This window comes from Rhizobium sp. 768_B6_N1_8, assembly GCF_051811225.1.
GTDB lineage: Bacteria > Pseudomonadota > Alphaproteobacteria > Rhizobiales > Rhizobiaceae > Rhizobium.
Window position 1 is genome coordinate 1,402,212 of the sequence record NZ_JBPWPV010000001.1, and the last position, 21,616, is coordinate 1,423,827.

The window sequence follows — 21,616 nt, forward strand, 5'->3', positions numbered from 1 at the left end:
AGGGTGAACACGATCAAGGGCACGGAGCGGTCTCAGGCGGCGGCAACGCCGATGGACAAGCTGTGGCAGGAGAATGGCGCCGAGCGCGCTACTCATGAGCCGGCACTCGTCATCGACGTCGCTGGCTTCGAAGGCCCGCTCGATCTCCTGCTTTATCTGGCTCGCAACCAGAAGGTCGATCTGTCGCGCATTTCCGTCCTGGCCCTTGCAGAGCAGTATCTGCAGTTCGTCGAAAGCGCGCGGCGTATCCGCATCGAGCTCGCCGCCGATTATCTGGTCATGGCGGCTTGGCTCGCTTACCTGAAATCGCGACTGCTGATCCCCCAGCAGGTGAAGGACGACGGCCCTTCAGGTGAGGAGATGGCTGCAACGCTCGCCTTTCGCCTGAAGCGGTTGGAAGCGATGCGCCAGGTGGCCGACGGTCTTGTCAACCGCAACCGGCTCGGCCGGGATATTTTTGTCCGCGGCGCGCCGGAGCATATCCCGGATCGCCAGCAGTCCGATTATGTTGCCAACCTCTACGACCTCCTGAGCGCCTATGCGGCGTTGCGCCAGCGCCACGCGATCACCCAGGTGACGATCGAGCGCCGCAATGTCTGGTCGCTTACCGATGCCCGTGAACTGCTGACCCAGTTGATCGGCGACATCGTCGACTGGACAGTGCTCGAACAATATCTGCTGCGTTATCTCGCCAGTCCCGCCGAGCGCGTCACTGCCGTAGCCAGCGCATTTGCCGCCTCGCTGGAGCTAGTGCGCGAAGGGAAGCTCGAAATACGCCAGGACGGCGCCTTCCAGCCGATCTATATGCGCCGCGGCCCGAAACATGCCACCTTGCAAGTGGTCGAACAGGAGCAGTCGGATTGATCGACGCGCAAGACGATGACTTTGAAGGCGAAGACGGGGAAGGCGAGGGCATTGTCCGCGATCTGCAGGCTGAAATAGAGGCTGAGCGCATAGCTGAAGCGTTGGTTTTCGCCTCCGCCCAGCCGGTATCCGAAGGCTTCATCACCGAACGTCTGCCAAAGGGATTTAACGCGCATGAGATCATGCTGCGCCTGAAGGAGCAGTACGCGCCGCGCGGCGTCAATCTTGTGCAGGTCGACAGCGCCTGGGCCTTCCGCACGGCGGCAGATCTTTCCTTCGTCATCCGCCGCGACGAGAACGAGGTCAAGAAACTCTCTCGTGCAGCACTCGAAGTGCTTGCGATCATTGCCTATCACCAGCCGGTGACGCGCGCCGAGATCGAAGACATCAGAGGTGTCCAGACCTCCCGCGGCACTCTCGACGTTCTCATGGAGGCGGGCTGGGTGCGTTTCCGTGGCCGTCGCCGCACGCCGGGCCGGCCTGTTACGCTCGGCACGACGCGAGATTTTCTCGACCATTTCGGCCTTGAGGAATTGCGCGACCTGCCGGGCCTCGAAGAGCTGAAGGGTGCCGGCCTCCTGTCCGGCCGCATCCCCGCCAATTTCAATATTCCTTCGCCCCTCATGAACGACGAACTGACCGAGGATGAGGATCCGATCACCCAGATGGATCTCGAGGAACTCGGACTGCTGGCCCCCGGCGGCGCGTCCGAGGAATAACGAAGCTTGGTCTTGCTTTTGCCACGCCCGCGCAAAACAATGTCAATCACGACTTTTCGATGGATGAATGACTTGTCACAAAGGCCGATACCGTGACATTAAGCTCAATCCAGAAGGATTGATGTTGGAAACCGTATTGGAAATTCTTACATCGAGGGAACATCGCAACAGGGAGTATGGGTAATGGGTTCTTTTAGCATGTGGCACTGGCTGATCGTTCTGGCCATCGTGCTTTTGTTGTTCGGTCGCGGCAAGATCCCGGAACTGATGGGCGACGTTGCCAAGGGCATCAAGAGCTTCAAGAAGGGCATGACGGACGAAGACGCGCCGGAAGCAGCAAAGACCGTCGATCACAAGGCCGACGAAACGAAGTAATCACGTACGGGAAAGGGCGCTGCCCCCGCGCCGCCCGTTCAGGAGCCTTGCATGTTCGATATTGGCTGGACCGAACTTTTGGTTATCGCGGTCGTTCTGATCGTGGTTGTCGGTCCCAAGGATCTGCCACCGATGCTGCGCGCTTTCGGCAAGATGACGGCACGTGCCCGCAAGGTCGCGGGCGAGTTTCGTGCCCAGTTCGACGAAGCGCTTCGCGAAGCCGAGCTTGACGACGTGCGTAGCACGATCAGCGACGCCCAGAAACTCAACCCGGTCAACAGCCTGCGCGAGGCGATGAACCCGCTGCGCCAGATGGGCAACGAGATCAAAGCCGACCTGCAGAATTCGACGAAGGTCGAGAAGCCGGCAGAACAGCGCCCGCTAGAGCAGGGCGCCGAGACTGCGACGGAAGTGCCGCCTGCGGAAGTTTCCGTGCCGGCGCCGTCCATGAGCCTGCCGGAAACACCGCCGGTCGTTCCTGCGCCGCAGCCGGTCGCTGCCGCCACCGTTGTTCCGGTCGCCGTGGCCGAAAAGCCGAAGGCCGTGCGCAAGCCGCGCGTGAAGGCTGCAGACAAGGCTGATGCCGTTGCATTAGTCGCGGCACCGGTCGAGAAGCCGAAGCGCGCTGCCGCGACAAAGAAGCCGGCCGCTGTCGCAAAGCCGGCCGCCAAAAAGAAGAAGGATGAGGCATGAGCGGTGACACACAAGACAAGCCGCAGCCATTGATCGAGCACCTGATGGAGCTGCGCACGCGGCTGATCTGGTCGATCGCAGCCTTCTTCATTGCCTTCATCGCGTGCTTCATCTTCGCCAAGCACATCTTCAACTATCTGGTCTATCCCTATAAGCTCGCTGTCGGCTGGGCTCATCTCGATGTCGAGAAAGCCCAGCTCATCTACACCGCGCCGCAGGAATTCTTCTTCACGCAAGTCAAGGTCGCCATGTTCGGCGGTCTTGTGATTGCTTTCCCGATCATCGCAGCACAGATCTACAAGTTCGTTGCTCCCGGCCTCTACAAGAACGAACGCCAGGCCTTTTTGCCGTTCCTGATCGCATCGCCGATCCTGTTCCTCATGGGCGGCGCGCTGGTCTATTTCTTCTTCACGCCGATGGTCATGTGGTTCTTCCTGTCGATGCAGCAGGCACCGGGCCATGACGAAGTGGCAATCTCGCTTTTGCCGAAGGTTTCGGAATATCTGAGCCTCATCATGACGCTGGTCTTTTCCTTCGGCCTCGTCTTCCAGCTCCCGGTCATCACCACGCTTCTGGCCCGCGTCGGTCTTCTCACGTCGCAATGGCTGGCTGAAAAGCGCAAGTTTGCGATCGTGCTTGCCTTCGTCGTAGCCGCGGTGCTGACGCCGCCCGATCCCATGTCCCAGATCGGCCTTGCGCTGCCGACGATCCTTCTCTACGAGATTTCCATCTACGCGGCACGACTCGTGGAGCGTCAGCGTTCCAAACAGGCGCTTGAAGAGGCCAGCGAATCCTCTGACGTCGCCAAGACGGACAGCGTCTGAGCGCATCAGGACATTTCACTGAGTTCTGCCGTTTCCCATCCGGTCGGGGTTTTCTCCGACCGGTTCATTCCTGTTGAAACGATCTGGAACGACGATGCTCGATATCAAATGGATCCGTGAGAATCCCGAGGCCCTCGATGCCGCCCTTGCAAAGCGCGGAGCGGAGCCTCAGTCGCAATCTCTCATCGCCCTTGACGAGAAGCGCCGCTCCGCCGTGCAGAAGGCGCAGGATCTGCTGTCCCGCCGCAACACCGCCTCCAAGGAGATCGGTGCGGCCATGGCGCAGAAGAACGCCGAGCTTGCCGACAAGCTGAAGGGCGAGGTCGCCGAGATCAAGGAAACTCTGCCGGCTGCCGAAGAGGAAGAGCGTGCACTTTCCGCCGAGCTCAACGACCAGCTTTCGCGCATCCCGAACGTGCCGCTCGATGAGGTGCCTGTCGGCAAGGACGAGCACGACAATGTCGTAACGCGTATCGTCGGCGAAAGGCCGCGCTGGAACCACGCGCCGAAGGAGCATTTCGAAATAGGCGAAGCCCTCGGCTATATGGATTTCGAACGTGCCACCAAGCTCTCCGGTTCGCGCTTCACGGTGCTGACCGGGCCGCTCGCCAAGCTGGAACGCGCGCTCGGCCAGTTCATGATCGACCTCCACACAACCGAACACGGCTATACCGAAGTGTCTTCGCCGTTGATGGTGCGGGGCGAGGCACTGTTCGGCACCGGCAACCTGCCGAAGTTCGAGGAAGATCTCTTCAAGACGACGGATGGTCGTTACCTCATCCCGACCGCGGAAGTGACGCTGACCAACCTGGTTCGTGAAGAAATCCTCGATCAGGAAAAGCTGCCGCTGCGCTTCACTGCTCTTACGCCATCCTTCCGTTCGGAGGCGGGATCTGCCGGCCGCGATACCCGTGGCATGCTGCGCCAGCACCAGTTCTGGAAGTGCGAGCTGGTCTCGATCACCGACGCCGAGAGCTCGCTCGCCGAACATGAGCGCATGACGGCCTGTGCCGAAGAAGTGTTGAAGCGCCTCGGTCTGCATTTCCGCACGATGACGCTCTGCACGGGCGATATGGGCTTCGGCTCGCGCAAGACCTACGACCTCGAAGTCTGGCTGCCGGGCCAGAATACGTTCCGCGAGATTTCGTCCTGCTCCGTCTGCGGCGACTTCCAGGCGCGGCGCATGAACGCGCGCTATCGCGGCAAGGACGACAGGGCAACGAAGTTCGTTCATACGCTGAACGGCTCCGGTACGGCTGTCGGCCGCTGCCTGATCGCGGTCTTGGAAAATTATCTGAACGAGGATGGTTCGGTCACGATTCCGGACGTTTTGCAGCCCTATATGGGCGGCCTGACGAAGATCGAACGGGCGGCTTGAGACCATGCGCATCCTGCTGACGAATGACGACGGTATCCATGCCGAAGGCTTGGGTGCGCTGGAACGGATCGCAAGGGCGCTTTCTGACGATGTCTGGATTGTCGCCCCCGAAACCGACCAGAGCGGCCTTGCGCATTCGCTCAGCCTTTCGGAGCCGTTGCGGCTCCGGAAGATTTCCGACAAACACTATGCGCTCCGCGGCACGCCGACCGATTGCGTCATCATGGGCATCAAGCAGGTGCTGGATATCAAGCCGGACCTCGTCTTGTCCGGCGTTAACTCCGGCTCCAACGTCGCCGACGACGTGACCTATTCCGGCACCATCGCCGGCGCCATCGAAGGCACGATGCAGGGCGTGCGCTCCTTCGCCCTCAGTCAGGCCTATATCTATGATGACGGTGCCCGCATCCTGCCCTGGGAGGTGTGCGAGGCTCACGCTCCGGCGCTGCTCGAAAAGCTGATGACGGTCGATCTTCCTGAAGGCACCTTCCTGAACCTCAACTTCCCGAACTGTCGTCCCGATGAAGTCGAGGGCGTTGAAGTGACCGCGCAAGGCAAGCTTGCCTTCAACCTGCAGGTCGATGCGCGCACGGATGGTCGTGGCTTCCCCTATTACTGGCTGAAATTCGGCGAACGCGCCGGCGCCTTTACCGAGGGCAGCGATATTCACGCCCTCAAGCATAATAAGATTTCGGTAACACCTTTGAAACTTGATCTGACCGATTATTCCGTGACGGACCGCGTGGCGCGGGCCCTCGGACGCGGAGTAAAGGGTTGACGGCAAAACTGGCCGAGAAGGAAGGCTTCGCAGCGCTGGTCTTGAGATTGCGCGCGGAAGGCATTTCCGACATCGATTTGCTGACGGCTGTCGAGCAGACGCCGCGCTCGCTTTTCGTCCCGCCGCAATTTACCGAGAACGCCTATTCCAGCCGCACGATCCCGATCGAGTGCGGCTCATTTCTGGAGGGCGTCGATTTCGCCGTCCGTCTTTTGCATCACCTGAAGGTCCGCCCCGGTCAGCGCGTACTCGAGATCGGCACGGGCAGCGGCTTTACCGCGGCGGTTATCGGTCGCATTGCAGAACGCGTGCTGACGGTCGATCGCTACAAGACGCTGACGTTTTCGGCCCAGCGCCGCATGGAAAAGCTCAGCCTGCGCAGCGTCATCATCCGCCAGGCCGATGGCAGCGGCGGCATGCAGGGCGAGGGCACTTTTGACCGCATCCTCGTTACGGCCGCTTTCAATTCCATGCCGCGCTTCTATGCCGATCAGCTGGTGTCCGGCGGTTCCATGATTGCGCCGCTGATGATCTCCGAGAATGAATGCCGCATGGTGCGGCTGACAAAGACCGGCAGCCGCTTCGAGCGGGAAGAGCTCTTCGACGCTCCCTATCTGCCGATTGTTCCAAGGCTTGCTTCGCAGCTCTAGACCGGCAGCCCGCAAGGCCCGACGGGCTATGATTTTTCGCCCGCAAACTTATGGTTATCAAGTTCTCAAAAATATAGCACTGATTCCAGCGCCTTAACCGCATGGTAACACTAACGCGCTTTAATAGATTCACAAATGGTTGCGTTCTAAGTGGGTCGAGTCATGCGTTTCAGTCTTTCGCCGAAGTTCGGGAAATCGGCCGGCAATTTTCTGGTCGTCGCCTTGCTGGCGAGTGCAGCAACAGGCTGCAGCTCCGATGTAACACGTTTCGGCAATCTGTTTTCTTCCTCCGGGCAGGATCAGATGACGACGAATTCGATCCCGCGCAGGGGTTTCAACGGGCCGCAGGGCGACCCGGTGCCGCGCGCCGATCTTGGTGGTTCGGCCATGCAGCCGTCTTACGCTCAGAATAATACGATGAGCCAGCCCTATCCGGGCCGCCCGAGCTATGATCCGGTTGCCACATCCGGCTCCGCCGCACGGATGGCATCCGCACCGGTTTCCGTTCAGCGCACCGAACTCGCGCCGCCGAGCGCAGGGTCCGTTTCTCCCCGTCAGCGGGAAAGAGACGTTGCGCTTGCCCAGCCGTTTCCAGCCGCTCCGAAGCCCGATCGCATCGCTCCGGCGGGCATGAATGCGCCGAGAGTTACTCCCGATACGCTGACGACGGGCACGACGCCGAAGGTTTCGGGCTGGTCGGGGACCAATGCTCCGTCGGTCACGCTGCGTCCGGGTGAAAACATCGCTGTCCTTTCCCGCCGCTACGGCGTTCCGGAAAAGGAAATCCTGCGTGTCAACAATCTGAAGACGGCTTCAGCTGCGCAGCCCGGCCAGGCGATCCTCATCCCGACCTTCAACGGCGGCAACAATGCTGCCAAGGCTGCAGCTCAGTCCGCCGACCTTTCCAAGCCTGGCGACCTGCCGCAGCCGACGAAGGGCCAGGAGCAGAAGGTTGCTGTCGTTCCGGGTGCCAATTCGGCTCGCGACAAGACTGTCGCGAGTGCAGATCCAACGGGCAAAGCTCCTCCGGCAGGCGGCAAGAATCCGAATGGTGCCGCGGGAACCTACACAGTCAAGCAGGGTGACTCGCTAGCCAAGATCGCCAAGGCGACGGGCGCCAACATCGACGATATCAAGGCAGCCAACAATCTGTCGGCGAGCTCGATCCGCATCGGCCAGGAGTTGAAGATCCCGAACGGCGGAGCTTCTGCCGACACGATCAAGACGGCCTCCATCCCGGCGCAGAAGGTCGAGCAGGTCAAGCCTGCCCAGCCGGCGAGCGCCCCGGTCCAGACGGCCTCCGCGCAGCCGGCGCCCTACAAGGCCCCTGCCGCCACGCAGACAGTCGATGACGTCGAGAAGAAGTCCGATGTCAGCGCTGCTGCTCCTGAAGCCACCGGCATCGGCAAATATCGCTGGCCGGTTCGCGGCCAGGTGATCGCTGCCTATGGCGCCAACGTCAACGGCAGCCGCAATGATGGCATCGATATCTCGGTTCCGCAGGGGACTGCGATCAAGGCTGCCGAAAACGGCGTTGTCATCTATGCCGGTAACGGCCTGAAGGAACTCGGCAACACGGTTCTCGTCCGTCACGACGACGGCACCGTCACCGTCTACGGCAATGCCGATACGCTGAGCGTTACCCGCGGCCAGAAGATCCAGCGTGGCCAGACGGTCGCCATGTCGGGCATGAGCGGCAACGTCAAGCAGCCGCAGGTTCACTTTGAGGTTCGCAAGGATGCGTCCCCGGTCAACCCCATGACATTTCTTGAATAGGTGAGATTTCTGAGCAGGTAGAGCGTCTCAGGAAAGTGCAAAAGCCCGGCCAGCAGCCGGGCTTTTGTCGTTTTAGGCGTGTCGCCCAAAGTCCGCAGTGATTTTGCTAGAACGACACGCGTGAGGAAATGCTCAAGCGCGGTCGAGATGGACGCGCATGCGGCCGGCCAGATCCTGGATATATTGCCAGGCAACGCGACCGGAGCGGGCGCCGCGGGTCGTTGCCCATTCCAGCGCCTCGGCATGCATCCTCTCGCGCTCAAGGCCGAGCTTGAAGTGTTCGGCGTAGCCATCGATCATCGTCAGATAATCTTCCTGGCTGCATTTGTGGAAGCCGAGCCACAGGCCGAAGCGGTCCGAGAGTGACACCTTCTCCTCGACAGCTTCGGACGGATTGATTGCCGTCGACTGCTCGTTTTCCATCATGTGGCGCGGCAGCAGGTGGCGCCGGTTGGACGTGGCATAGAACAGCACATTGTCCGGCCGCCCTTCCACGCCCCCATCGAGCGCCGCCTTGAGCGACTTATAGGCGGTATCGTCGTGGTCGAAGGAGAGGTCGTCGCAGAAGACGATAACGCGATGCGGCGTATCCTTGAGGAGGTCGAGGAGCGTCGGCAGGCTGGCAATATCTTCGCGATGCACTTCGACGAGTTTCAACGATACGCTGCTCTCGCGGCGCACATCTTCATGCACGGCCTTGACCAGCGAGGACTTGCCCATGCCACGCGCGCCCCAGAGCAGCACGTTGTTGGCTGCATAGCCCTCGGCAAAACGCACGGTGTTTTCGTGCAGGATGTCGCGCACGTGATCGACGCCACGGATAAGCTTTAGCGCCACGCGATTGGGACGCCTGACGGGCTGCAGATAATGGCGCGCAGGGGACCAGACGAAACAGTCAGCGGCGTTCCAGTCATTGGCAGCGGGCGCCGGTCCCGCCAACCGTTCGACCGCATCCGCAAGCCTCTTCAGCTCCTGAAGCAGAACACTATTGATTTCTTCGGCCATCGGGTGCCTCCTTGATAGATTGCAGCGATAATCCGCTTTCGCTTTTTTGATGCCGGGTAGCATGGCCTTTCCACAGCGGAAAGGTTATGAGGCAGCGGAATCGGTACGCTTTCCGGCTGTTTTTGTTGCATTCATAAAGGCTGCAACTATAGTCCGGCGACTTGAAAAGAGAGGCGGGGTTCCGCCGCCCATAGCCTGAGGAGCTTAGCATGTTTTTCACCCCGGCATTTGCCCAGAGCGCAACTGACGCCACGAGTGCTTTCGGCGGCTCAGGCCTCGAAATGATCATCCTGTTCGTGCCGCTGATGGTGGTCTGGTATTTCCTGCTCATCCGCCCGCAACGCGCGCAGGCCAAGAAGCGTGAAGAGACCTTGAAGGCGATCCGTCGCGGCGACCAGATCGTTACCGGCGGCGGCCTCGTTGGCAAGGTCACGAAGGTTGTCGACGAGAAGGAAGTCGAAGTCGAAATCGCCGAAGGCGTGCGCGTCCGCATCGTCCGCACCGGCATTTCCGAAGTCCGCGTAAAGGGCGAGCCGGTCAAGGCCGACGCTGCATAACATGCGATAGCAACACCCGCCGGATCGGAAGATAGTCGAGAGAATGCACCATTTTTCCCGCTTAAAGACACTTCTGATCTGGTTGGTCGCGATTGTCGCAGTTATCGTCGCTGCGCCCAATCTCCTGAGCCAGGCGCAGCTCTCTTCCTTGCCAAGCTGGATTCGGCAGGATCGCGTCACCCTCGGTCTCGATCTGCAGGGCGGCTCTCATATCGTACTCCGCCTCGAACGCTCCGACATTATCCGTGGCCGGCTCGAGGCAACGGTTGCCAGCGTTCGTGATGCGCTTCGTAGAGCCGGCATCCGCTATACGGGGCTTACCGGAACTGCACAGACGGTGACGGTCAAGGTTACCGATACGGCGCAGCTTCAGGCCGCAGCCGATCTCCTGAAATCACTGACCTCAGCTAATGTCTCGCTGCAGCAGAGCAATGACGGCCAGTTGACGCTGCAGATCTCCGACAAGGCGATCGATGCCGATACGGTTGCTGCGCAGACCCGCTCGCTCGATATTGTCGCCCGCCGCATCGCCGGTTTCGGCAAAGAGAATTTCACTGTTCGTCCTGACGGGGACGATCGTATCGCGGTACAGGTTCTAGGCTCCGTCGATGCCGAACGGCTGAAGAACCTGCTGAACGAACCCGCCGCGCTCTCCTTCCACCTCATTGATGAGAGCATGACCGGCCAGCAGGCGCTTGCCGGCCGCTGGCCCGCGACATCGCAGGTGCTTTATTCGCTGGATGATCCGCCGGTTCCCTATCTCGTCGATCGCACGGCGATAGCGACAGGCGCTGATTTTGCCGAAGTCGATACGAAGACCGATCCGCAAACGCAGGACAGCGCCATTGTCTACCGGCTGAATGCCGAGACGGCAAAGCGTCTGGCGCAGGCAACGACCGCCAATGTGGGAAAACATCTTGCCATCGTCTTTGATGATCAAGTCATGGCGAACCCGGTCATCGAAGCGCCGATCACAGATGGTAGCGGCGAGATATCAGCCAATTTCTCCGAAGAGGGCGTTCAGGATCTGGCCGTCATGTTGCGGGCCGGCGCACTGCCTGCGACGCTGACATCAGTGGAAGAGCGCACCGTCAGCCCGGTCTTCGGCTCGGAATCCGTTTTCTCCGGTCTTGTCGCCGGCATTGTCGCTGTCGTGCTCGTCGCAACGCTGATGATCGCGCTCTACCGGATGCTCGGCATCATCGCCGTCGTGTCGCTGGCCTTCAATCTGGTGCTGATCGTCGCAGTGTTGAGCCTTGCGGGTGCGATATTGACGCTTCCAGGCATTGCAGGCCTCGTGCTGATCGTCGGCATGGCCGTTGATTCCAATGTGCTGATCTATGAGCGCATCCGCGAAGAGGAGAGAGTGCCGCATACCACCTTCGCCCAGGCGGTCGAGCGTGGCTTCTCGCGGGCTTTCGCTACCATCGTCGATGCCAACGTCACGATCTTCATCGCCGCTGTCATTCTCTTCTTTGTCGGCAGCGAATCCATTCGCGGCTTTGCCGTGACGCTGGCCGTCGGCATCCTCACGACCATCCTGACGGCCTTCACGCTGACGCGCGGCTTCGTGGTTGCCTGGCTTGCAAGACGCCATCCTCGCCATCTGCCGAAGAGCGCGCTGACCGGCCTCTTCGAGCATGCCAATATCCGCTTCATGGGTATTCGCCGCTATGTCTTTACGGCATCGGCAGCACTTTGCATCGCCGCCATGCTCGCCTTCGCAACGGTAGGCCTGCAGCTCGGCATCGACTTTACCGGCGGTTCATTGGTCGAGGTCAAGGCGAAGCAGGGCAATGCCGATATTGCCGATCTCAGCGCCCGTCTCAACGAACTGAACCTCGGACCGGTGCGCGTTGAGCGCATCGGCGATGCCACCAACGCCCTGATCCGTGTTGGCTCGCAGGATGGCGGCGAAAATGCCGAGCAGTCGGTCGCAACATTCATTCGCGGCGAACTGGCCGAGGACTACGATTTCCGCCGTGTCGAGGTTGTCGGCCCGGCTGTCTCCGGCGAACTGACGATGCTGGCGACGATTGGCATCCTTGCTTCGCTATTCGCCATCCTCGTCTATATCTGGATCCGCTTCGAGTGGCAGTTTGCGGTCGGCGCAATTGTTGCGACGCTGCACGACGTCATCATCATGCTCGGCCTCTTCGTGCTGACCGGTATGGAATTCAATCTGACGAGCGTCGCAGCACTCCTGACCGTCGTCGGCTATTCGCTGAATGATACCGTCGTCGTTTATGACCGCATGCGCGAAAACCTCAAGCGCTACAGGAAGATGCCACTGCCGATCCTAATCGATGCGGCAATCAACCAGACACTCTCGCGCACCATTCTGACGGCGGCCACGACACTGCTTGCGCTCTTTGCACTCTATATTTTCGGCGGCGCCGTCATCCGCTCCTTCACTTTCACCATGCTCTTCGGCGTTGCGCTCGGAACATTCTCCTCCATCTATATAGCCGCGCCCGTTCTCATCATCTTCCGGCTGCGCCGGGAGAGCGGTGGCGAGGACGAGGGCGATATCAGCATGAAATCCGGCAAGCCGGCGGTATAGATACATGGCAAAAGGCATTGAAATCCGCGACGCCCATTTCCCGGGCCGCGCTCCCATCGACACCTATGGCAATGGCGGCTTCCGCTTTGCGGATATGTCGCATCGCGGCTCCATCCTCTGCCTGCCATCGGGCATCCACGGCTGGGATATGGACATGACGAAGCCGCTGTCGGTGGAAAATTTCCGCCGTGTGCTTGATGAAGCCGCCGATATCGAAGTGCTGCTCGTCGGCACGGGCACGGAGCTTCGCCGCCTGCCCCAGGAGTTGCGTGCTGCTCTCAAGGCACGGGGTATCTCTTCCGATCCAATGAGCACGGGTGCTGCCGTGCGCACCTTCAACATCATGCTCTCCGAACAGCGCGCCGTCGCCGCCGCCCTGATTGCGGTTTGAACATGGCCGATCCGAAGACGAACCAGGAGATCAGCCTGGCGATGCTGCGCGACATCGATCGCGATCGCTACCTCGCCTGCCTGCTGTCGCCTGATGACAAGCGCGGTGCGCTCGCCGCCCTCTATGCCTTCAACGCCGAACTCGCGCGTATCCGCGACCTCGTGCACGAGCCGCTGCCCGGCGAGATCCGCATGCAATATTGGCGCGACCTTCTGGAAGGCAATGCACATGGTTCGACCGAGGCCAATCCGCTCGCGGCAGCCCTTCTTTCGGCCGTCGAGACGCACCGGCTTCCACGCCAGACGCTCGTCAATATGATAGAGGCGCGAATATTCGATCTCTACGACGACCCGATGGAAAGTCGAACCGTGCTGGAAGGCTATGCAGGCGAAACAGCCTCAGCACTTATCCAGCTTGCAGGCCTCATCCTTTCCCCGGAAGAGGCGATGAAATCTGCAGATGCGGCCGGTCATGCCGGCGTGGCGCAGGCCATTTCCGGCATGCTGTTGCTGATGCCGCTCCATCAACGCCGTGGCCAGGTCTATATCCCGCTCGAAATTCTCTCGGCGACGGGCCTCGACCGGGAGACCTTCCTGGCTGGTGCGGACAAGCCGCGCATCTCTGCAGCCATCGAAGCGTTTGCCGGGCTCGGCCGCGATCACCTTGCCAAGGCGAGGGCGTCTGCCCTGCCGCCATCTGTGCTGCCCGCCTTCCTGCCGGTTGCGCTTGCGGAACCGGTGCTGGTGAAGGCACAGAAGCGCGGTGCGGCTGTTCTGGAAACCTCGCTGCAAGAGCCGCAATGGCGCCGTCAGATGCGCATGGCATTTGCCGGCATGCGCAAGAAAATCTGACAACGGTCAAACTCGCGCAAGTCTCGCGCGTTATGTCAGGCATAACCCCATTCTAAACGGAGAATCCGCGTGGGCATTATCGTCTGGTGCGTTCTTTTCGCCATCGTCATCTTCTTCGCCTTCGTGGCTACGCGCATGGCTGCTCAGAACAAGGAAGATGGCCTGCATGACACGGGCCTTGCCATCATCGAGTTTGGGCGCGCATTCCCCAATGAAGCGATCCGCCAGCTTCAGGCGACCGTTGACGGTCAGGCCGTCTTCGTGCGTCTGCATGACAACAAGGCCGGCTTCATGCGCAACATGTCGCGCCACTTCGCCTGCCATCTGATCGAGCCCGGTACTGTGCGGGTTTTGGCTTCTGAAACCGGCAGGGGGCTGAGCATCGAATTTATCAATGCGCCCCATCACAACGGCACTTACGAGTTTGCTTCGGCCAAGGAGGCGTCGGAAGTGTCGCTCTGGCTGCTCGGCAACTATATCGCCGAGCCGGATAAGGAATTGCCTGCGCCGAATTCGTCCGCCGCAAACGGCCATTAGTCAAAACAAAACATAGGGCATTCCCGTAAACCGAAGAAAAACGGAAATGCCCGATCTCAGGCGCTTTCGGCGAGCTTGAGGTCCTGACCCAGCCACGCGGCGCAATCTGCAAGCGCCCGTTTGGCAATCAATTGCCGCTTCATGACCGTCTTGTCCTTGCCACGGAAGCGCTTGACCCCTTCAGGCTTGACGATAGAGCCGGGCTGAAGCTCCGGAAACAGACCGAAATTGATGTTCATCGGCTGGAATGAGCGTTTGCCGGGCTCCTCATCGGTGACGATATGGCCGCCGGTGATGTGGCCGAGCAGCGAGCCGAGCGCCGTTGTTGCAGGAGGAGGCGAAACTGGCTCTCCCTTGCGTTCCGCGGCGGCAAAGCGGCCGGCCAGCAGACCCACGCTTGCGCTTTCCACATAACCTTCGCAACCGGTGATCTGGCCGGCAAAACGCAGGCCCGGCCGCGACTTCAGAGTCAGCGACGGATCGAGCAGGGTGGGCGAGTTGATGTAGGTGTTGCGGTGCAGGCCGCCGAGCCGGGCGAATTCGGCACTCTCAAGCCCTGGGATCATACGGAAGATATCGGCCTGCGCGCCATATTTCAACTTCGTCTGGAAGCCGACCATGTTGTAGAGCGTGCCGAGCGCATTGTCCTGGCGAAGCTGCACGACGGCATAGGCTTTCACGGTCGGGTTATGCGCATTGGTGAGGCCCATCGGCTTCATAGGCCCATGGCGCAGCGTCTCGCGCCCGCGCTCGGCCATGACCTCGATCGGCAGGCAGCCGTCAAAATAGGGCGTGCCCTCCCACTCCTTGAATCCAACAGTGTCGCCGGCAATAAGGGCATCGACGAAGGCATTGTACTGCTCTTCGGTCATCGGGCAGTTGATATAGTCCTTGCCGGTGCCGCCGGGACCGACCTTGTCATAACGCGACTGATACCAGCAGATATCCATGTCGATGCTGTCGCGATAGACGATCGGCGCGATGGCATCGAAGAAGGCAAGAGAATCCTCACCCGTTTCCGCCTGGATGGCACTCGCAAGCGACGGGGCCGTCAGCGGACCGGTGGCGATAACAGCCAAATCCCATTCCTTCGGCGGCAGGCCGGAGATTTCCTCGCGCACGACCGTGATCAGCGGATGCTCGTGGATTGCCTTGGTTACGGCATCAGAGAAGCCATCGCGGTCGACTGCCAGCGCGCCACCTGCCGGCACCTGATGTTTGTCGGCCGATGCCATGATCAGTGAACCGGCCATGCGCATTTCCGCATGGATGACGCCAACGGCATTGCTGGTGGCATCGTCCGAGCGGAAGGAGTTGGAGCAGACAAGCTCGGCAAGTCCATCGGTCTTGTGCGCATCCGTGCCGCGCACGCCGCGCATTTCATGCAGGATCACAGGAACGCCAGCATTGGCGATCTGCCACGCAGCTTCAGAGCCGGCCAGTCCGCCGCCGATGACATGGATAGGGGAGTATGAGGAGTTCTTGGTCATTGGCGGCTGATATCACGGCGGGGAACGCGATCCAACAGCAGAATCGAAACGGCGCCTTCCGGCGCCGCAAGGTAACTAGCTCTGCTCTCGTGTTCCGGGCGATGCCTCGCGCTGGTCGGCATCCTCCAGATCGGTGTCGACGATATAGGCGTCACTATGTTCCCTTGCCGCTTCCCGTTGCGCAGCAAGGTTAGGAACGTCGTCCGGAGTTGTTTCCGGCGCATGTTCGTTGAGCGTATCGATTCCGCCCTTTGGCGACCGGGTGCTCTTATCTGGTTTTTCGGGGAGGGTCCTGGTCATCATCTCACCTCCAGAAGCGGTCCGGCGCGGCGGATTGGCGCCCAAGCAGATAGCCGATGCTGAAGGCGAGGACGCCGATACCGACGACGACAGAGCTTGCCATGTGAGGGTGATCGGCAGCGCCTGTCGCAACGGCCTGCACCTCACGCCTGACTGCGGAGGCGGTATCCGAAGCAGCCTTGCGGATGCCCTCGGGCTTGTTGGCGGGTCGCCCGGTGAAGCCTGCATTGAGTTGGTTTGCCATGGGATGGTCTCCTTTCGTCAAGGAGAACTGCCGGAAAGCCCCAGGGTTCCGATAAGGCGAGGCAAAGCCAAAAACGAAACGGCGCCTGATGGCGCCGTCTTGGGGAATGGTGCTCGCTATATTAGCGGAACGAGCGGGATGCGATGCTGCGGATGTCGTAACGGCTGACGCCGATATCGGACAGGGTCTGGTTGGACAGGTTGCCCAGTTCGTTGAGCGTGCGGCGGTAGCTAATCCAGCTCTTTGCAATGCGGATCGGGTTCATGATCTTTTCCTCGGATGTCTTGCGCGACCGGCGGGATCGCCGTGTCTGCGGTTGACATCTATATAGTGGAGATCCCTGATATTGTGCAGTGCAAATAAAAGGCGTCTGCTATGCAATTGTGCAATCTGATGCCCGCTAATTACGCAGAGCACGATTTTTGAGCAGGCCAGGAATTAACACTTCCGCAACTTTTGCGGCAGTCTGGCCCGATAGGCAAAAAGAAAACGCCCGCTGCGGAGGCAGCAGGCGTTTTGGGAAGGCAATCTGCTTCGGAGGAGCAGCGATTACCTGTACTTAGCGGGCGGAAGCTTCGCGAGCAACGCGATGGATGTCCGAACGGTCGATGCCGAGGTCATGCAATTCGCGGTTGGTCATGCGACCGAGTTCAGTAACCGTCTGACGATACTTGCGCCAGTTATTGAAAGAGCGAGAGAAGTTCATGTTAATCCCCTTTCCTAGGGCTTGATCCTGCCAGCAGCCTGTCTTCGGCGCTGACCTCTATTTGATGACCGGAATATATGTTGCGCCGCGAAGAACTAACAGAGCCAAGATTTCAAGCCACCTATGCATGATTCGCAAAGCTCGGGCCGTTATTTACACGCTTTGGCCATTTTCTGGTCAACGAATAGGCAGAATGATTTTTTCTCAGGCTGCCGTTTTCGCAGATGGATATTTGGCCTGCCGGGCCGTCCGCGAATGGTCTTTCCTATAGGCGCATTTTCTCGATGCGGCTCGGCGAACAACAACAGGCTTCGGGCTCTGAAGCGCTCTACCGACTGCCCCAGGCGGCTTAACGCTTGCTTTACCTTGATTCGCGCGAAGGCCCGAAAAGCTGGCATGCTAATCGTTTAACCACCTGTTAAGCAAAACGCCCACCGGGGGAGGATCCGGTGGGCGTCATGATGGTGACTGGCAACTGGGAGGAGGAGTGTTGCCAGTCTATCGCAGGGCGCTGGGAGGAGGAGTGCGCGTCTGCGAATCTCGTCACGGACATATCATCCGCAGGCTTCCGGAAAACCGGGCCGGGGCGCCATCCCCGTGCTTCGATATGAGTTAAATAGTATGACTTTTGATTGTTTTGCAGTGCAATATATTCATGAGGGCTATGCGGTTCATGCATGCCTCCTGTGTGGCGTTTATATATTAGCAATGATGCGGTTAGTGTTTCGTTAATGGCTGACCCAATTAAGACCAGTGAGGAATTTGCATATTTCAAATACCGGCGTTTCCGAGCGCCGATCCTGCGCTATAAATGCAGAAGCCGAAGATGGCGGATCAATGCGGGGTAGGGCATGTATCGCGGCAGGTTGGGGCGGGATCTCTCGCTCTGGGTGGAGAAGGGGCTCCTTGAGGAAGAGACGGCGAAGACGCTGCTGGCCGAATACGATACGCGCCCGGCAAGTTTCAGCCTCGGCCGCGTGCTGATGGGATTGGCGGCCGTATTGCTCGGGGCCGCCCTGCTGCTTCTCGTCGCTTCGAACTGGGAGTATATCCCGCGCCTTGTCCGCGTGGGCCTGATGCTGGCGCTCATCTGGGCGGTTCACATCGGCGCTGCACTTCTTCTTATGCGCGGCGCGCTCGCTACCGCCGGCGGTCTGCTCATCGTCGGTACGCTGAGCTTTGGCGGCGCCATCTCGCTCATCGGCCAGATGTATCATCTCTCAGGCGACGAGCAGACGGTCATGTATCTGTGGTTTGCCGTGGCGACCGTTTCAGCAATCCTATTCCGCTCGGCTGCGGTGACCGTTGTCGCTGGCTTCCTCTCCTGGGCCTCCTTTGCAGTCTATCTTGAGAATTTCGATACGCGCTGGGTCGGCTCTGGTCCCTATGCGCCGCTTGTCATGGCGGCTGTTGTTATCGGGCTCGTGCGCTTTACCGGTGCCGATCGGGCGCGCCATCTCGCCTATCTGCTGGTGGTCGGCTGGCTCGCTTGGCTTTATGTGCTGACGGAAGAGATCTCCGTGGCGATCGCTTTCGCCGTCCTTGGCATGGTGGCTTTCCTGCTGACAGCTTTGCCCATCCGCCCGATCTCTACGCTCGTCAGGACCGCAGGTGCCGCCCCGGCATTCTATAGTTTCCTCGTCGCCATCATGGGGTTGTTCCTGCTTCATACCGAGATGGACGAAGGCGGGCGTATGGTCGTGATCGGCCTGCTAACGCTTGCCGCCGCCGTTGTGGGCATCGTGCTGCATGGCCGGGACAATGGCGCCGTACGCTATCTGGCCTATGGCGCCTTCGCCGCCGAGATGCTCTATCTGGCCTCGGTGACGGTCGGCACGATCTTGGGCACGTCGAGCCTCTTCCTGTTCTCGGGCCTGGTGGTCGCAGCCGTCGCCTGGGTTGTCATCCGCCTCGAAAGACGCTTCGCGGCCGGACCAGCAACAGTTGAGGCAGGGGAGGAACGCGCATGAGCTTTGCCTTCGCAAAACCACAGGCTGGCCGCTCTTATATTGTTGCCGCGATCCTCGTCGCTGGCTTGCAGACGCTGATCCTCGGTTACATCATCCAGAGCCGTGCTTCTATCCTGGCAAGCGGCGCCGAAGTATTGCTGAAGACGGCCCCGGTTGATCCGCGCGATTTTCTGCGTGGCGACTACGTGGTTCTGAATTACGATATATCGTCGGTCCCGATCTCGACAGTCACCGGCGGCATTCCGGCGGAAGCCGGCGAGCAGACCCTGTGGGTGCGCCTCAAGCGCCAGCAGGATGGCTTCTGGGGCATTGCCGAATCGTCATTCAAGGAATTGCCGACAGCAGCAGATACGGTCGTACTGCGCAGCCTGCCTTTCTATAGCTATGGTCCCAATAACGGCGAAACGATCCGCGTCGAATACGGGATAGAGCGGTATTACGTGCCGGAGGGCGAAGGCAGGCCGCTGGAGGAGGCCCGGAACGAGGGCGTCGTTTCGATCGCTGCCAGCGTTTCCTCCTCTGGTGCCGCGCAGATCCGCAGCCTCGTTGTGGACGGCAAGCCGGCCTACGAGGAGCCTCTCTATTGAGAGCCGGGGTGGCTGACGGGAACGGTGCGCTTTTGCCCGCAAATCCCTGTCATTTGCCGTTCATTTTTCCTTTGCCTGTTCTGAATCGGATGATATAGAGACGCCGCGCTCCGGAAGGCCTCATGCGCAGGCATATGCATGCGGTTTTGCGAACGCGGGTATGGTGAAATTGGTAGACACGCCAGATTTAGGTTCTGGTGCCGCAAGGCGTGGGAGTTCAAGTCTCTCTACCCGCACCAAGCTGCCTTGCAGGGCGGGAGGACTGGAACTTAGTTGTCCCGGATACCCGGAAAGCGAGTGCTGTTCCGCTTAGAACGGAACGAACAGGAATTGAGAAAAAGCCACGTGCGGCAGTTGGCCGGCGTCGTGCTCACCGAAACGAACGGCGTCTGGGCACGGCCGCCACTGAAATGAAGGTAGGAAGACATGCAGGTTATCGAAACGCTCGCTGAAGGGCTGAAGCGCGAAATCAAGGTCGTTATCCCGGCCAAGGACATGGAAAACAAGCTGAACGAGCGCCTTGCCGACGTAAAGGACAAGGTTCGCATCAACGGCTTCCGTCCGGGCAAGGTTCCGCCCGCCCACCTCAAGAAGGTTTACGGCAAGTCCATCATGGCCGATCTCGTCAACGAGATCGTGCGCGACCAGCCGACCCAGATCCTGTCCAGCCGTGGAGAAAAGTCGGCTACCCAGCCGGAAATCAACATGACGGAAGACAAGGACGAGGCAGACAAGATCCTCGCCGCCGAGCAGGATTTCGAATTCACCCTCTCTTATGAAGTTCTCCCGCCGATCGAGCTGAAGTCCAACGCGGGCATCAAGGTCACGCGCGAAGTCGTCGACATCTCCGACGACGAAGTCAACGAGCAGGTTCTCAAGGTCGCTGAAAGCGCCCGTGACTACGCCGAAAAGAAGGGCAAGGCTGCCAACGGCGACCGCGTCAAGATGGACTATCTCGGCAAGGTCGACGGCGTTGCCTTTGACGGCGGCACCGATCAGGACGCTGAACTGGTTCTCGGCTCCGGCCGTTTCATCCCAGGCTTCGAAGAGCAACTCGTCGGTCTCAAGGCTGGCGATGAGAAGACCATCACTGTGACCTTCCCGGCCGACTATCCGGCCAAGAACCTCGCTGGCCAGGAAGCCACCTTCGACGTCACCGTCAAGGAAGTTGCTGCTCCGGCTGATGTCGAAATCAACGACGAACTCGCCAAGAAGCTCGGCCTCGAATCTGCCGACCGCCTCAAGGAAATCGTCCGCGGCCAGATCGAATCCCAGTACGGCTCGCTGACGCGCCAGAAGCTGAAGCGGCAGATTCTCGACCAGCTCGACGAGCTCTACAAGTTCGAAACCCCGTCCAAGCTTGTCGAAGCCGAATATAACGGCATCTGGAGCCAGGTCAGCAACGACCTCGCTCAGTCCGGCAAGACCTTCGAGGATGAGGACACCACCGAAGAACAGGCGCGCGAAGAGTACCAGAAGCTCGCCGAGCGTCGCGTCCGCCTCGGTCTCGTTCTCTCCGAAATCGGCGAAAAGGCCGGCGTCGAAGTCAGCGAAGACGAAATGCAGCGCGCGATCTACGAACAGCTGCGCCAGTATCCGGGCCAGGAAAAGCAGATCCTCGAGTTCTTCCGCAGCCAGCCGGGTGCAGCCGCTTCGATCCGCGCTCCGATCTTCGAAGAAAAGGTCATCGACCACCTGCTGACCGAAATCGCCGTCACCGACAAGAAGGTGACCAAGGAAGAGCTGCTCGCCGACGAAGAAGGCGAAGGCACTGAAAAGGCCGACACCAAGAAGGCTGCTCCGAAGAAGAAGGCTGCTGCCAAGGCCGAAGCTTCTGAAGAAGCTGCCGGAGGCGAAGAAGCCGCTCCGAAGAAGAAGGCTGCTCCGAAGAAGAAGGCTTCCGAGGACAGCGCCGAGTAATCGGTTTTTCAAGCTGAAATTCAAAAAGCCCTGCCGCTCGCGGCAGGGCTTTTTTGTTGACGCGCTGAAATCAGACTGATCGTGCTCAGATCGGCGTGCCCCACGGCCAAGACGCGAAGCCAAGCCAAAGCGGTGCCACGACACAGGATCGAGAACCGGCACTAGGCCGGGTTCGATCAAGCGTACACGCTCCAGAGCGGTTCATGCTGTTGGCTGGAGCGACGAGAGACGGGACGATTGATCGGCCCCTGCTTTGCTTTGACAACTGGATGATATAGAGGCTGTGACAGGACGCGACCGCCATTAACTTAAGAATGGGGTCGGGCGGCAGATTGACGTCACGTCGCTGCCACGAGATCACGTGGCCGTTCTCTCTTGGTCCCTCAACAAATACGCCTGCAGCACCATCCGAAAATCGGAATCGATTTTCGGATGTCG

The 21,616-nt window shown here is 59.9% G+C and carries 23 protein-coding genes and 1 tRNA gene; 18 read left to right on the plus strand and 6 right to left on the minus strand.

The window, feature by feature from the left end:
* Nucleotides 1–3 precede the first annotated feature (3 nt).
* The 9 genes from AB8B33_RS07170 to AB8B33_RS07210 all read left to right on the plus strand — a co-directional run bounded on the left by AB8B33_RS07170 (nt 4) and on the right by AB8B33_RS07210 (nt 8,057).
* Entirely contained in the window at nt 4–864 is an 861-nt protein-coding gene (locus AB8B33_RS07170; protein ID WP_439014829.1) for a segregation and condensation protein A, read from the plus strand.
* On the plus strand, nt 861–1,583 hold the full coding sequence (gene scpB, locus AB8B33_RS07175; RefSeq protein WP_113322433.1) for an SMC-Scp complex subunit ScpB: 723 nt from the start codon (nt 861–863) through the stop codon (nt 1,581–1,583). Before AB8B33_RS07170 ends, scpB begins: the two co-directional genes overlap by 4 nt.
* A gap of 183 nt (nt 1,584–1,766) precedes the next feature.
* Nucleotides 1,767–1,958, plus strand: coding sequence for a twin-arginine translocase TatA/TatE family subunit (locus AB8B33_RS07180; RefSeq protein WP_007813596.1), 192 nt, complete (start codon nt 1,767–1,769; stop codon nt 1,956–1,958).
* A 51-nt stretch (nt 1,959–2,009) separates the two neighbouring features.
* Nucleotides 2,010–2,651, plus strand: a complete 642-nt coding sequence (tatB, locus tag AB8B33_RS07185) for a Sec-independent protein translocase protein TatB (RefSeq protein ID WP_439014830.1) — start codon at nt 2,010–2,012, stop codon at nt 2,649–2,651.
* Nucleotides 2,648–3,475: a twin-arginine translocase subunit TatC gene (gene tatC, locus AB8B33_RS07190; protein ID WP_439014831.1), complete on the plus strand. Its 828-nt coding sequence runs from the start codon at nt 2,648–2,650 to the stop codon at nt 3,473–3,475. Before tatB ends, tatC begins: the two co-directional genes overlap by 4 nt.
* Nucleotides 3,476–3,569: 94 nt before the next feature.
* Complete coding sequence (gene serS, locus AB8B33_RS07195) at nt 3,570–4,853, plus strand: serine--tRNA ligase (protein WP_439014833.1); 1,284 nt, start codon at nt 3,570–3,572, stop codon at nt 4,851–4,853.
* A 4-nt stretch (nt 4,854–4,857) separates the two neighbouring features.
* Entirely contained in the window at nt 4,858–5,631 is a 774-nt protein-coding gene (gene surE, locus AB8B33_RS07200) for a 5'/3'-nucleotidase SurE (protein WP_439014834.1), read from the plus strand.
* Nucleotides 5,628–6,281, plus strand: a complete 654-nt coding sequence (locus AB8B33_RS07205; protein ID WP_439014835.1) for a protein-L-isoaspartate(D-aspartate) O-methyltransferase — start codon at nt 5,628–5,630, stop codon at nt 6,279–6,281. Before surE ends, AB8B33_RS07205 begins: the two co-directional genes overlap by 4 nt.
* 162 nt (nt 6,282–6,443) lie before the next feature.
* Nucleotides 6,444–8,057, plus strand: coding sequence for a peptidoglycan DD-metalloendopeptidase family protein (locus tag AB8B33_RS07210; RefSeq protein WP_113322427.1), 1,614 nt, complete (start codon nt 6,444–6,446; stop codon nt 8,055–8,057).
* A gap of 132 nt (nt 8,058–8,189) precedes the next feature.
* Here AB8B33_RS07210 and AB8B33_RS07215 read toward each other — a convergent pair whose 3' ends face one another.
* Nucleotides 8,190–9,062 carry an ATP-binding protein gene (locus AB8B33_RS07215; protein WP_113322426.1) on the minus strand — a complete coding sequence of 291 codons (873 nt, stop codon included), beginning with the start codon at nt 9,060–9,062 and terminating at the stop codon, nt 8,190–8,192.
* A 209-nt stretch (nt 9,063–9,271) separates the two neighbouring features.
* Between AB8B33_RS07215 and yajC the strand changes: the two genes are divergently transcribed.
* The 5 genes from yajC to AB8B33_RS07240 all read left to right on the plus strand — a co-directional run bounded on the left by yajC (nt 9,272) and on the right by AB8B33_RS07240 (nt 13,961).
* Nucleotides 9,272–9,619 carry a preprotein translocase subunit YajC gene (gene yajC / locus AB8B33_RS07220; RefSeq protein ID WP_439014836.1) on the plus strand — a complete coding sequence of 116 codons (348 nt, stop codon included), beginning with the start codon at nt 9,272–9,274 and terminating at the stop codon, nt 9,617–9,619.
* A gap of 43 nt (nt 9,620–9,662) precedes the next feature.
* The gene (secDF, locus tag AB8B33_RS07225) at nt 9,663–12,182 is read left to right on the plus strand and encodes a protein translocase subunit SecDF (RefSeq protein ID WP_439014837.1); all 2,520 of its coding nucleotides are present in this window, start codon (nt 9,663–9,665) and stop codon (nt 12,180–12,182) included.
* A 4-nt stretch (nt 12,183–12,186) separates the two neighbouring features.
* Nucleotides 12,187–12,573, plus strand: a complete 387-nt coding sequence (locus AB8B33_RS07230; RefSeq protein ID WP_007813576.1) for an Mth938-like domain-containing protein — start codon at nt 12,187–12,189, stop codon at nt 12,571–12,573.
* Nucleotides 12,570–13,424 carry a phytoene/squalene synthase family protein gene (locus AB8B33_RS07235; protein ID WP_439014838.1) on the plus strand — a complete coding sequence of 285 codons (855 nt, stop codon included), beginning with the start codon at nt 12,570–12,572 and terminating at the stop codon, nt 13,422–13,424. The genes AB8B33_RS07230 and AB8B33_RS07235 overlap by 4 nt, the downstream gene beginning before the upstream one ends.
* 69 nt (nt 13,425–13,493) lie before the next feature.
* The gene (locus AB8B33_RS07240) at nt 13,494–13,961 is read left to right on the plus strand and encodes a hypothetical protein (protein WP_007813572.1); all 468 of its coding nucleotides are present in this window, start codon (nt 13,494–13,496) and stop codon (nt 13,959–13,961) included.
* Between the two features lie 56 nt (nt 13,962–14,017).
* Here AB8B33_RS07240 and trmFO read toward each other — a convergent pair whose 3' ends face one another.
* From trmFO to AB8B33_RS07265, 5 genes are all read right to left on the minus strand, one after another.
* Complete coding sequence (gene trmFO / locus AB8B33_RS07245; protein ID WP_007813571.1) at nt 14,018–15,451, minus strand: methylenetetrahydrofolate--tRNA-(uracil(54)-C(5))-methyltransferase (FADH(2)-oxidizing) TrmFO; 1,434 nt, start codon at nt 15,449–15,451, stop codon at nt 14,018–14,020.
* Nucleotides 15,452–15,526: 75 nt separating this feature from the next.
* Nucleotides 15,527–15,871, minus strand: a complete 345-nt coding sequence (locus AB8B33_RS07250; RefSeq protein ID WP_439017196.1) for a hypothetical protein — start codon at nt 15,869–15,871, stop codon at nt 15,527–15,529.
* Complete coding sequence (locus AB8B33_RS07255; protein ID WP_007813566.1) at nt 15,756–15,995, minus strand: hypothetical protein; 240 nt, start codon at nt 15,993–15,995, stop codon at nt 15,756–15,758. Before AB8B33_RS07255 ends, AB8B33_RS07250 begins: the two co-directional genes overlap by 116 nt.
* A 121-nt stretch (nt 15,996–16,116) precedes the next feature.
* Nucleotides 16,117–16,260, minus strand: coding sequence for a DUF1127 domain-containing protein (locus AB8B33_RS07260; RefSeq protein ID WP_007813564.1), 144 nt, complete (start codon nt 16,258–16,260; stop codon nt 16,117–16,119).
* Nucleotides 16,261–16,554: 294 nt separating this feature from the next.
* Nucleotides 16,555–16,701, minus strand: a complete 147-nt coding sequence (locus tag AB8B33_RS07265) for a DUF1127 domain-containing protein (protein WP_003558908.1) — start codon at nt 16,699–16,701, stop codon at nt 16,555–16,557.
* Nucleotides 16,702–17,552: 851 nt separating this feature from the next.
* Here AB8B33_RS07265 and AB8B33_RS07270 point away from each other — a divergent pair.
* The 4 genes from AB8B33_RS07270 to tig all read left to right on the plus strand — a co-directional run bounded on the left by AB8B33_RS07270 (nt 17,553) and on the right by tig (nt 21,178).
* On the plus strand, nt 17,553–18,671 hold the full coding sequence (locus AB8B33_RS07270) for a DUF2157 domain-containing protein (RefSeq protein WP_439014840.1): 1,119 nt from the start codon (nt 17,553–17,555) through the stop codon (nt 18,669–18,671).
* Complete coding sequence (locus tag AB8B33_RS07275) at nt 18,668–19,258, plus strand: GDYXXLXY domain-containing protein (protein WP_439014841.1); 591 nt, start codon at nt 18,668–18,670, stop codon at nt 19,256–19,258. The genes AB8B33_RS07270 and AB8B33_RS07275 overlap by 4 nt, the downstream gene beginning before the upstream one ends.
* A gap of 154 nt (nt 19,259–19,412) precedes the next feature.
* Nucleotides 19,413–19,497: transfer RNA gene (locus AB8B33_RS07280), tRNA-Leu, on the plus strand.
* A 187-nt stretch (nt 19,498–19,684) separates the two neighbouring features.
* Complete coding sequence (gene tig, locus AB8B33_RS07285; protein ID WP_007813556.1) at nt 19,685–21,178, plus strand: trigger factor; 1,494 nt, start codon at nt 19,685–19,687, stop codon at nt 21,176–21,178.
* The last annotated feature ends 438 nt before the right edge of the window (nt 21,179–21,616 follow it).